The organism is Paenibacillus sp. A14 (genome assembly GCF_036864815.1).
In the GTDB taxonomy this organism is placed as follows: Bacteria; Bacillota; Bacilli; order Paenibacillales; family Paenibacillaceae; genus Fontibacillus; species Fontibacillus sanfengchensis.
Genome location: NZ_JBAGJD010000001.1, coordinates 842,262 through 855,041, shown reverse-complemented (window position 1 = coordinate 855,041; position 12,780 = coordinate 842,262). Strand labels below are relative to the sequence as shown.

Sequence of the window (12,780 nt, the reverse complement as noted above, 5' to 3'; positions counted from 1 at the left end):
CAAAAGGGTTTATTCCCAGGACAAGGTCCTGAGGGAATAAACCCTTTTTTTGCTCGGGGAACGTACATTCCTATTTTTATACAGTGTGGTATACTTGTTTGTAACTTAAACACGTTGTCGCAAGATTCAGACAATTTTTGGCGGGGGATTCAGGCCTTCGCAGGTGGGAGGCACCTTCATGTCATTACAATTCATTATCGGCCGCGCGGGAAGCGGCAAGAGCAGCCTGGTGCTTGAGCAGGTTACAACCCGGCTGCGGGAAGATCCGACCGGACCGCCCATGATTCTGCTGGCGCCCGAACAGGGGACCTTCCAGATCGAGCAGGCGCTTGTCCGGGCGCCCGGGCTGCGCGGGACAGTCCGCGTCCAGGTGTTGGGATTTCGCCGCCTTGCCTTGCGCGTAATGCAGGAGTGCGGCGGTTCCGCCCTGATTCCGATCAGCGAAGAAGGCAAAAAAATGCTACTCTACAAAATTCTCAGACGCCATAAGGACGAGTTAAAGCTGTACAGCCACGGCGGGGAACAGCTGGGGCTGATCGACCGGATCAACTCGCTTTATACGGAGCTCAAGAAATACAATGCGGATTTTACCCGTCTGGAAGATCATCTGCAAATGCCGGAATCCGCCGCGGGTCAGTCCCGTCTGCTCCGGGACAAGCTCCATGATTTGAATATTCTTTACCGGGAATTCGACGCTGAGCTTTCGCGCTTATATATCGACGGGGAAGACCATGTCCTCAAGCTGGCCGAGGGAGCGAAGAATTCGGCCTATTTGCGCGGAGCGGATATCTGGATCGACGGTTTTCACACCTTTACACCGCGGGAGTACCGGGCAATCGGTGAGTTGATGCAAACGGCCTCAACCGTTACGGTTGCCCTGACGCTGGACCGTCCGTATGACGACGGCGTGCCGCCGCATGAGCTCAATCTTTTTCATTCGACGGCGACGACCTACATCAAGCTTCGGTCTCTCGCGGAATCGCTCGGCATCGAGGTGAAGCCGAACGTCCGGCTAACGTCGCGCCCTTTTCCGCGCTATCAAGGCAGCGAAACGCTGTCTTATCTGGAGTCGGCCTATGAACGGCGGACTCCCTGGAGCGGGGAAACTCCACCGGCGGATCTGGCAGATTCGCTGTCCCTGCACGCGGCAAGCTGCCGGAGAACCGAGGTCGAAGGTGCGGCCAGGGAAATGGTCCGTTTGGCCAGGGAAGAGGGAGCGCGTTGGCGGGACATGGCGATGTTCGTCCGGAATCTGGATGATTATGAGCATATCGTTACTCCGGTTTTGGAGGACTTCGGGATTCCTTTTTTCATGGACCGGAAGAAAAGCCTCCTGCATCATCCCCTGATCGAAATGATTCGCGGCTCGCTGGACGTGGCGCTTAAATATTGGAAGTACGAGGATGTATTCCGGTGCGTTAAGAGCGAGTTTCTGCTTCCGCTGGACGGGAGCCTGACGCGTAACGATATGGATCTGTTGGAGAATTATGCGCTGGCGAGCGGGATTCAAGGTTACCGTTGGCATGACGGACGACCGTGGAAAGGGGTGCCGAGCCTTTCTTTGGAAGGCGACGAGACCGCACGCCGGGGGGCGGAGAACGAGCGGATGCAGCTCCTTGAACAATGTCGCGAAGCGGTTGTGGCGCCGCTGTCCGCCTTCGAAAAACGGCTGAAGCGGGCCAAGACCGTCCGGGACATGTGCGCGGCGGTTTACCGCCTTCTGGAGGAGATCGAGGCTCCGAGGCGATTGGACTTGCTGGCCCACAAGGCGTTGACGGCAGGTCGGCCGCAGCAGGCGATGGAGCATCGACAGCTGTGGGGCGCGGTCTTGGATCAGCTCGATCAAATCGTGGAGATGATGGGGGAAGAGAACTTGACCGCCGAATTGTTTGCGGGGGTACTGGAAACCGGACTGAAGGAACTGAAGCTGGGTTTGGTTCCTCCGGCGATCGATCAGGTGGTCGTCGGGAGCACCGACCGGACCCGAACCCGGCATGTGCGCCATGCCTTTTTGCTGGGCATCAACGAGGGGATCATGCCGGCCAATCTCCAGGAGGAAGGGGTGCTTAGCGAACAGGAGCGCCTGCTTCTAGGCGAGACCGGTCTAGAGCTGGCACCCGGCATGACGCGCCGCCTGCTGGATGAGCGGTTTCTGATCTACGGGGCCTTGTCCGCGGCAAGCCGTTCGCTCTGGCTGAGCTATCCCATGGCGGATGAAGAAGGAAAGACATTGCTCCCTTCCGAGGTCATCCGGCATGCGAAGACGATTTTTCCGGCGGGAATGCTGCAGGAGAAATTTATTGGCGAAGCTCCGTCCGCGGAGGATCCGCAGGAGCGGCAGCTGGAGTTCGTGAGCCGTCCCGCTCCGACCCTGCCGGCTCTGCTCGGACAGCTGCGGGCCTGGAAAACGGGGCTGTCTATCTCACCCGTTTGGTGGGAGGCGCTCCGCTGGTTCAAATCGAGACCCGAATGGGAGGGGGACGTCTCCCGGCTGCTCGGCTCGCTGGATTACCGCAACCGCGTCAGCGGGCTAACGCCGGCGACGAGCCGCAAGCTATACGGTAAAAGGCTGCGCACCAGCGTTTCGCGGATGGAGAAGTTTTCGGCCTGCCCTTTCTCCCACTTCGCTTCTCACGGTCTCAAGCTGAAGGAAAGACAGCTGTACAGGCTGAAGGCGCCGGATATCGGCCAGCTGTTTCATGCGGCGCTCAGCCAAATGGCGATTACCTTCAGAGAGCAGAACCGGAGCTGGGGAAGCCTGACGGAGGAAGAGTGCCTGAGAGAAGCGAACGCCGCGGTCGACCGGTTGGCTCCGAAGCTGCAGGGCGAAATTTTGCTCAGCTCGAAGCGGTACGGATATATTTCGCGGAAGCTCAAAAATATCGTCGGCCGGGCATCGGTCATTTTGGGCGAGCAATCCCGGCGGGGCAGCTTCGAGCCGATCGGCCTCGAGCTGGATTTCGGGCCCGACCGGCCGCTACCGCCCCTGACGTTCGAGCTGCCGAACGGCTGCGTAATGGAGATTGTCGGACGGATCGACCGGGTCGATGTCGCGGAAGGCGAGGACGGCTTGCTGCTGCGGGTGATCGACTATAAATCAAGCCAAACCGATCTCAAGCTGCATGAAGTGTATTACGGTCTGGCGCTGCAGATGCTGACCTATCTCGATGTGCTGCTGCAGTCGGCGGAAGCTTGGCTCGGCGAGCCGGCCTTGCCGGCGGGAGCGCTCTATTTTCACGTCCATAATCCGCTGCTGCAAAGCAGCAATGGCTTGAGTGAAGAGGAGGCCCGGAGCGAGCTGCTGAAACGGTTTAAAATGAAAGGCCTGCTGCTTGCGGACCGGGACGTGATCGCCAAAATGGACGGGCTGCTGGAAAAAGGGCATTCGGAGATTTTGCCGGTGGCGGTGAAAACGGACGGCAGTTTTTACAGCAGCGCTCCCGTGGCGACCCCGGAACAATGGGAAGTGCTGCTCGGTTCGGTACGCCGGACGATCATCGATATCGGCACCCGGATCACGGACGGGGACGTGGAGATTTCCCCGTACCGTCTAGGAACGGAGAGCGCCTGCACCCATTGCGTGTACAAGCCGGTCTGCCGGTTTGAAGAGACGATGGAGGGCGGCGGTTATCACCTGCTGAACAAACCGGCCAAAGATCAGATATGGAGCCTGCTGGGCGCAGCGGAAGGAGCGACAGAATGAAAGAAGGAACAGCCATGATGACGATACCGAAGCCGCCGGGCGTTTTTTGGAGCGATGATCAGTGGAAGGCGATCACGTTGTCCGGTGGAGACATCCTCGTCGCCGCCGCGGCGGGTTCGGGGAAGACCGCCGTGCTGGTCGAGCGGATTATCCGCAAGCTGTCGGCGGCGGATGAACCGCTCAGCGTCGACCGTCTGCTGGTGGCGACCTTCACGAAGGCCGCCGCTTCGGAGATGCGGCAGCGGATTCGGGAAGCTTTGGAGAAGGAACTGGAGCGCAATCCCGGAAACGAGCATCTCACACGACAGCTGGCGATGCTCGGCCGGGCCTCGATTACGACGCTCCATTCCTTTTGCATGGAGGTCATTCAGCGGTATTACACCTTGATCCCGCTCGATCCCGGGTTTCGGATCGCGTCCGAAAGCGAGACGGCGCTGCTCCGCCAGGAAGTGCTGGAGGAGCTGTTTGAGGAGAAATACGCGGTGGAGCAGGAAGGCAGCCGCTTTTTGGCGCTGGTCGACTGGTTTAGCGGAGAGCGTACGGATGATGCGGTCTTTGCCCTCGTCCAGAAGCTGTACGATTTCTCCCGCAGCCATTCCTGGCCGGAGCACTGGCTGCGGCAGGCCGCGGCCGCTTTCCGCCCCGCTGATCCGTCGGCATTGGAGGGCAGCCCGTGGATCGCAAGCCTGCTTGCCGACACGGACATGGCGTTAAGCGGAGCGGCGGACCTGTTGACGCAGGCCAAGAAGCTGGCCCTTTCTCCGGGCGGACCGGCGCCGTACGCGGCGACCGTGGAAGAGGACCTGAACACCGTGTTGTCCTTGAAATCCGCCGTCTTGGCGGGGGCGTGGCAGGGATTGTACGATAGGTTCCAATCCGTTTCGTTCGGAAAATTAAAGCCGTGCAAAAAAGATCAAACCGATCCGGTGATCCAGGAAAGAGTCAAGGGTCTGCGCGAAGAAGCCAAGAAACGGGTCGGCGATTTGCGGAGCCAACTGTTCGGGCGCAGCGCGGAGGCGTTCCTGAACGAGCTCTATCAGGCGGCTCCGGTTATGGAGGAGCTGGCCGATCTGATCACCGAATTCGGCGAACGGTATCGGCAAGAGAAGACGACGCACGGATGGCTTGATTTCTCCGACCTGGAGCATTACTGCCTGCAAATTCTCCGTCACCCGGATTCGACGCCGCTGGAGACGATCCCCTCGGACGCCGCCATGGAGTATCGGGACCAATTCGACGAGGTCCTGCTGGACGAGTATCAGGACACCAACACGGTGCAGGAGGATATCGTCCGGCTTATCTCCCGTCCGGCGCCGGGCAACCGGTTTATGGTCGGGGACGTGAAGCAGAGCATCTATCGTTTCCGGTTGGCCGAGCCGGGCTTGTTTTTGGAGAAGTACCGGAACTATGGCGACAGCTTCGACGGAGCGGGGCTCCGGATCGATTTGGCGAAAAATTTCCGCAGCCGCAAGCAGGTCGTTAACGCGGTAAACATGCTGTTCAGACAAATCATGAACGAAGGCGTGGCGGAAATCGCCTATGACGCCCGGGCCGAGCTGGTTTACGGCGAAGGCTTTCCCGAAGTGGCGGAAGCGGGCGAAGGTACGGATTATCGGCCGGAGCTGCTGCTAATCGACCGGAACGGGGAAGTGGGAGCCGCCGACCCGAGGGAAGCCGCTTCCGAAGAGAGCAAGGAAGGGGCGGACGAAGAGGCCGCCGCCGAAATCGAAGCGGTGCGCTTGGAAGCGCGGGCGGTGGCGGCCCGGATCCGGGAATTGACGGGGGATGGCGGCAAACCGCCGCTGCTCATTTACGACAAGCAATTGAAGCAGATGCGGCCCGTCTCCTACGGGGATATGGTCATCCTGCTGCGTTCAACGCTTTCCTGGGCGCCGGTTATGATCGAAGAGCTGCGAATGGAGGGGATCCCGGCCTATGGCGAGCTTAGCCAAGGCTACTTCCAGGCCTCGGAAGTGGAGACGATGCTGTCGCTGCTGCAAGTCATCGACAACCCGCGCCAGGATATCCCCCTGGCGGCGGTCCTTCGCTCGCCGATCTATGGGCTGACAGAGGAGGAACTGGCGGAAATCCGTCTGGCTTCGGGATCGGGCGGTTATTACGAGGCGGTTCTGGAGGCGGCGGAGGGGAACCCCGATGATCCGGCCGCGCCGCTGGCCCTTAAACTGCGCGGCTTTTTAAGCCAGTTGGAACGCTGGAGAGCCGAAGCCCGGGAAGGCGAGCTCAGCCGCCTGATCTGGGGGATCTACCGGGAGACCGGGTACCTGGACTGGGTCGGAGGGCTGCCGGGCGGACCATTGCGGCAGGGCAATTTGAGGTCGCTCTATGACCGGGCGAGACAGTTCGAGATGACGACCTCCTCGAGAGGCTTGTTCCGATTTTTGCGCTATGTGGGCCGCCTGCGGGAAAACGGCGGCGATCTGGGCGCGGCGGCATCCGCCGGAGGCCAGGAAGATGCCGTGCAAATCATGACCATCCACAAGAGTAAGGGGCTGGAGTTCCCGGTCGTGTTTGTGGCGGGATTGTCCAAAATGTTTAATCGTCAGGATTTGAACGCCAGCTTCCTGATGCATAAAGAGATGGGCTTCGGCCCAAGATTCGTGGATCCGGCACTCCGGGTCAGTTACCCGACGCTGCCGAATCTGGCGATCCGCCGGCGGGCGCAAATGGAGCTGCTTGCGGAAGAGATGCGGGTGCTTTATGTGGCGCTGACCCGTCCCAAGGATAAGCTGATCCTCGTTTCGTCGGTCAAGGATTTGGCGAAGGCGGCGGAGGTTTGGGGCAGCGCGCTGGAGGTCGGCGAAGAACAGCTGCCGGACTATTTGCTGGCCCGGAGCCGATCTTATCTGGACTGGATCGGCCCTTCGCTGATCAGGCATCCGGCCGCGGCCGAACTTCGCCGTTTTGCCGGCTTGCCGGAGCCCGCGGCCTCTATGCCGGACCTGACCGCCGCGGAGTGGGTGATCGGCTTTTTCCCGGCAAGGGAGATGTTCCAATCGCAAGCGGAGGCGGCTGTTTCTGTCGAGGTGGACGATGCCGGATCCGGTTCGGATCAAGAGTCGGGTTGGAGCCCCTCCATGCTTCAGTTGCTGCTGTCGGGAGGACCGGCACCCGTGACGGTACGAGAGGAAGAAGCCGGAATCAAGGACGAAGTGGACGCTCGCCTCGACTGGTCCTATCCTTTTGAAGCCGCTACGCGCATTTCCGCCAAAACCTCGGTCACCGAGATGAAAAGAATGCTGGCGGACCAAGAGGAGCCTCCGAGCGATGTCTTTGCCGGGCATGAACTGCGCAGAGAGCTGGAGAAGCCGGAGGAGGAGATCGATTTTACGCTGCATCTGCATCGTCCCCGTTTCATGGAACAGGCCGGGATGACGCCGACCGAACGGGGAACCGCCTATCATACGATCATGCAGCATTTGCCTTTTGATCGGGAACCCGGGGAGAAGACGGTTCACGAAACGCTGGCTTGGTTGGTGGAACGGCAGATCCTGACGAATGAACAGGCCGGGGCTCTGGACGTCCGGCGCATCGGCGACTTTCTCGCCAGCCCGCTGGGGGCGCTGCTAGCCAAAGCGGATTGGGTTCGACGCGAAATGCCGTTCAGCTATGGTCTCTCGGCCGCGGAGGCTTATCCGAGACTTGCCCCCCTGATTGAGGGGCCGCTTGGGGACAGCGGTAAGCCCGAACTGACAGCCACGGGAATGCTGGATCAGGAAACCGTGCTGATTCAAGGGATCGTCGATTGCCTCTTTTTCGCGGAGGGCCGGCAGATTCTGGTCGATTACAAAAGCGACCGGGTACTGCCGCACCGCGGTGGGATTCAGGCGCTGACGGAAGCCTACCGTTTTCAGTTGGAACTGTATGCTTCCGCCGTGGAGGAGATCACCGGTGTGCCTGTCGATGAGAAGTGGCTGTATTTCTTCGATACCGGAGAAACGGTGAAGCTTTAGGTTTGGCGGGTTGTACAGCACCACTATTAACTGTAATTTTTCGGAAAAACCGGTGTGGGGAGTTCGGTCCGTCCTGCTTGCGCAGTCGATGGATCTCAAAACTGCAAGCAGTGGTACCGACGATACCTATTATTCCCGCGAAGTCGAATCGGGCCGAAATAGTGGCTCGAAAGGCCGTTAATTTGGCGGGCTTTTGAGATGCGGCATCGGAGATATCAAGTAAGTTTAAATGTTGTTTTTTGCAGATCAGACTGAGGGGGAGGAAGACATGCGCATTTTGCATACGGGGGACTGGCATCTTGGCCGTACCTTGGAGGGGCGGAGCCGGCTGGCCGAGCAGGAACAATTCCTGGACGAGCTGGTGCTTATGGCGGACAACCAGCAGGCGGATCTCATCCTGATGGCCGGCGACGTCTATGACAGTGTGAACCCGCCCGCCGCGGCCGAGCGGCTGTTTTATGAAGCGGCGGCCAGATTGACTGAGAAAGGCCGGCAGCTTGTGGTCATTTCCGGCAACCACGACCAGCCGGAACGGGTATCGGCGGCCGCCCCGCTCGTCACGGGGCGGGGCATTTCGCTCATTGGTCTGCCGACGGCGGAAGCGGTACGGACCCCTGTGCCCCGGACCGGAGAAACCGCCGTGATCGCCGCGCTGCCCTATCCGTCGGAGTCCCGGCTGGCCGAGCTGCTCGCCGGCGACGGGGACGAGACCGAACTGCGGCTGGCATACAGCGCCAAAGTCGGCAAACTGATGCGCCAGCTCTCGGGAGCTTTCCGCAAAGATACGGTCAATCTGGCGATGAGCCACATTTATGTGCTGGGCGGCGTGGAGTGCGACTCGGAGCGGCCGATTCAGGTCGGCGGCGCTTATACCGTCGATCCTTCCGCTTTGGATACCGGCGCGCAGTATACGGCCCTGGGTCACCTGCATCGGCCGCAGGCGGTTAAAGGAAGCGGCCTGATCCGCTACAGCGGTTCCCCGCTCTCCTACAGCTTTTCGGAAGCGGGGCAAGCCAAATCGGTGATGCAGCTTGATCTGGCCCCGGGCGGGTCGCCGCTGCTGGAGGAGCTGTTTCTGACCAGCGGAAAGCCGCTGGTTCATTGGAGCTGCCGGGGCGGGCTGGAGGAAGCCTGGCGCCTCCTGGAGGAAGGAAGGGATCGCAATGCGTTCATCGATCTGGAGATTCACCTGACCGAGGCGATGTCCATGGGCGAGATCCAGAAACTGCGCAAGGCGCATGAAGGGATCGTTCATATCCGCCCGATCTATCCGGGACGGGAATGGGAAGAGGAGGCGGCTTCGCGCTCCCAAATGCCGGTCCACGAGCTGTTCCGGAAGTTTTATCAGCGCCAGAGCGGCGGTGCGGAACCGGAGGACGAACTGGTGGAACTGTTTATGTCCTTGCTCGACGAGGAGGAAGAAGCGCGTGAAGGGGAGGCTGGCGAATGAAGCCGATCAGTCTGAAGTTGTCGGGATTGCAAAGCTACAGAGAAATGCAGGAGATCGATTTTACCGCCCTCTGCGATACCGGGTTATTCGGGATCTTCGGACCGACGGGCAGCGGAAAATCCACCCTGCTGGATGCCATTACCCTCGCGATGTACGGCAAGGTGGGCCGGGCGTCCGGCGGAACTCAAGGGATCATGAACCATTCCGAGGACGCCTTGTTCGTCGCTTTTACGTTCGAACTGATGAGCGCCAAAGGGGCGGAACGCTACCGGGTAGAGCGGCGCTTTAAACGCCAGGGCGAGCTTTCCGTCAGCAATACGATCAGCCGTTTCATCGAGATTACCCCGGAAGGGGAAAAGGTGCTGGCGGACAAGCTGGCTGAGGTCACCCGACAGGTAGAAGAGAAGATCGGGTTGAAGATGGACGACTTTACCCGGGCGGTCGTACTGCCGCAGGGGAAATTCGCGGAGTTCCTGTCGCTGAAAGGCGTGGACCGCAGGCAGATGCTGCAGCGGCTCTTTCACCTGGAAAAGTATGGGGACCTGCTGGCCCAAAAACTCAGTAAGCAGGTCAAGGAGACGGAGCAGAAGCTGAAGCAGTTGGCCGCGGAGCAGCAGGGGCTGGGCGATGCCTCGGAGGAGGCGCTGAATGGAGCGCAAGCCGCGCTCCAGGCGGCCGCGGCGCAGGCGGAGGTGCGGCGGCGCGAGCTCGGCGATGCCCAGCGGCGGGCGGATGCGCTCGCCAAGGTGCGTGAGCTCAGCCGGGAGCGGGCCGAGCGGGCCGCTCTTTTGGCGGCGCTGCGCGAGCGGGACGCGGCGGTCCGCGAGCAGGAGACGCGCCTGGCGCGGGCGCAGGCCGCGGAAACGCTCAGGCCGGTGCTCACGGCCTGGAAATCGGCGCGGCAGCAGGCGGAGGAGCGTGGGGCCGCCGCCGCCCGCGCCGCGGAGGCGGCCGCTGCCGCGCAGGCCGCCGCTGCCCGGGCCGCCGCGGAAGCGGAGGCGGCCGCGGGGGCGCTCGGCAGGGACGAGCCGGCCCTGCTGCTGCGCCTGGATCAGCTGGAGCAGGCGCGGCTGCTCCAGCGGGAGTGCGACGCGCTGGCCGCGGAGCTGCGGGAGCTTGAGGCCTCCCGCGAGCAGGGGGGACGCCAGCGCGAGGCGACGGCGGAGGAACTGCTCAAGGAAGAGCAGCTCCTGGCGAAAGCGAAGCAGCGCCAGCAGGAGCTGGAGGCGCAGCTCAAGGAATGCGAGGTCAAGCCGGCGGAGCGGCAGCGGATTCAGACCGCCGTCCTGCTTAAGCAGCATCTCGAGAGATGTCTGCAGGAGGCGGAACGGGCGGCGTTGGAGGAGAACCGCCAGCGCGACAAAGCGGAGCGGGCGGAGCAGGCGCTCCAGCAGATACTGGCCCGCGAACGGGACGCGCATGACCGCGGCGGGAAGCTGGCCGAAACGGCGGCGGAATGCCTTGGCGGGCTGCAGACTCTGGAAGCGGAAGGCGCCGCTTTGGAAGCGCAATCCCAGCGGATGGAAGCGGCGATGCGCCTTCTGCTGAAGCAGAGGGAGGAAGAGGCGTGGTCCCGCCGGCTTGCGGAGCAACTGCGCGATGGAGAGCCTTGTCCGGTTTGCGGTTCCGTGCATCACCCGGGTTTGGCAGCCGAGGGCGTAACCGGCGAGCCCAGCGTCGGCGACGCGCAGTTGAATGAGTTATCCGCCGTTTTGTCCGGCATTCGCGACTGGCGGCACGCCGTATCCAGGGACGCGGATTTGTGCCGAACCCAACTGGAATTGCTGGACTCTTCCGAGAGCATAACCCGCTTGGCGGAGGCCGTGCAGCGGGAGGCGGCGGTCGCCGCGGAGCAGCCGGGTAACTCCGCTCCTGTCGGCGCGTCGGATCTCGCGGCTGTATTAGTACAGGCGCAGGAGCTGCGCGAGCGACGGGCACAGCTTCAGCCCACGCTGGAGCGGCTCCAGCGGGAAGTGCGGGAGGCCAAAGGGCGGCAGGGCGAGATCCGGGCCGGCGTGGCCGCTGCCAGTGCGGAGACCGCGGCGGCCCGGGAACTGCTGGAACAAACGGTGTTAAAAAGCGCGGCCACTCGTGCGGAACTGGAAAGCAAGCGGGAGGAGTGGGCCCGGGAGTTCGGGGAGACGGCTCTGGAGGAAGCGGAGAGACTCCGCCTGGATCTGGAGGAGAAGGATCGCAAGAGCGAGGATATCAAGCAGCGGCTAGCCGTCAGCATTCCGTTTATCGAGGAAAAATCGGCCAAACTTACCGCACTCGGCAAGGATTTGAACGAACAGGACAAACTCCTGCTTCAGTGGGAGATCCAGGAGCAAGGGAAAGCCTCGCTATACCGGGAGAAACGCGAAAGGCTCATCTCCTGGATCGGGGAGGTTCCGCTTGAAACGGCGCTGGCCGAAGCCAAGCAGAGGCTGGAGGGGCTTCGTACGGCGGCGGAGCAGAGCCGCAGAAAACAAGCGGACGCCGAAGCCGTGCATCGGGACTCCGCCCAGGCCGACGCCCTGGCCCGCCAGGCGCTGGCCGCCGGGGTGGACCAAGAGAAAGAGCGGGAAGAGCGGTGGCTTAGCGAGCTGTCCTCCTCTCCTTTTCAGGCGGAGGAAGAAGTACGCGGGGCGTTTCTGGATCCGGCCCAGGCCGCGGACATGGCCGAGATGATCCGCATTCACCGGGAACAGGAACGCGAGCATGAAATCGGTCTAAAAGAACTGGATGCCAAGCTCGGCGGCAGGATCGTTACCGAGGCGGAGTGGGAGGAATGCAGCCAAGCGCTGGAGGTCGCCAGAACGCAGGATGAAGCGGCACTGCAGGCCAAAGCCCGGGCCGAGCGCGATTTGGAGGACCTGGAGCGCAGACATCTCCGTTGGAGGGATTTGGAAGACAAGAGGCTTCAATTGGAGCACCGTTTCGGGCTGCTAGGCAAACTTCAGTCTTCCCTGCGCGGCAACGCCTTCGTCGAATATGTGGCGGAGGAACAGCTGATGAGCGTCAGCCGTGCGGCATCCGGGCGGCTGCGTTCCTTGACCAAACAGCGCTACGCCTTGGAAACGGACTCGGGCGGCGGCTTCGTCATTTGCGACGATGCAAACGGGGGCGTCAAGCGTCCGGTATCCACGCTCTCGGGCGGCGAGACCTTTCTGACCTCGCTGGCCCTGGCCCTGGCGCTATCGGCGCAAATTCAGCTGCGTGGACAGTATCCGCTGCAGTTCTTCTTCTTGGACGAAGGCTTCGGAACCCTCGATCCCGAGCTTCTGGATACGGTCATCAGCTCGCTAGAGCATCTGCATCACGATCATCTGGCCGTGGGAATTATTACCCACGTCACCGAGCTCCGCTCCCGTCTGGCCCGCAAGCTGGTTGTTATCCCGGCGGAAAGCGGCGGTTCGGGCTCCAAGATCGTGTTGGAGCAAATGTAAAAAAAATTCGAGAGTGATGTGAATCACAGATACAGTATCACCCTGCTGTTATACTACAGTTAGCCGACATCAATTTTTTGAAGCACCCCGGCGGACGTATTGGTGACAGAGATGGGAGATTTCTTATTTCGGTCCAATACGTCCGTGCGAAACGCGAACTCGCTGAGTGAGCAGGGTGCTTCTTTTTTTTGCCATTTTCCGGTATGATAATGTTGCGAAGTGTATAGT

4 protein-coding genes are annotated in these 12,780 nt (G+C 61.3%); all 4 read left to right on the top strand.

Going from position 1 to position 12,780, the window contains the following annotated elements:
* The first annotated feature begins 178 nt into the window (after positions 1–178).
* The 4 genes from addB to V4U88_RS04160 all read left to right on the top strand — a co-directional run bounded on the left by addB (position 179) and on the right by V4U88_RS04160 (position 12,552).
* Positions 179–3,703 (top strand): helicase-exonuclease AddAB subunit AddB, encoded by a 3,525-nt coding sequence (gene addB, locus V4U88_RS04175; protein WP_334071967.1) that lies wholly within the window; start codon positions 179–181, stop codon positions 3,701–3,703.
* Entirely contained in the window at positions 3,700–7,674 is a 3,975-nt protein-coding gene (addA, locus tag V4U88_RS04170; protein ID WP_334071966.1) for a helicase-exonuclease AddAB subunit AddA, read from the top strand. The genes addB and addA overlap by 4 nt, the downstream gene beginning before the upstream one ends.
* A gap of 268 nt (positions 7,675–7,942) precedes the next feature.
* Positions 7,943–9,124, top strand: a complete 1,182-nt coding sequence (locus V4U88_RS04165; protein WP_334071965.1) for an exonuclease SbcCD subunit D — start codon at positions 7,943–7,945, stop codon at positions 9,122–9,124.
* Complete coding sequence (locus V4U88_RS04160; RefSeq protein ID WP_334071964.1) at positions 9,121–12,552, top strand: AAA family ATPase; 3,432 nt, start codon at positions 9,121–9,123, stop codon at positions 12,550–12,552. The genes V4U88_RS04165 and V4U88_RS04160 overlap by 4 nt, the downstream gene beginning before the upstream one ends.
* Positions 12,553–12,780: the final 228 nt, after the last annotated feature.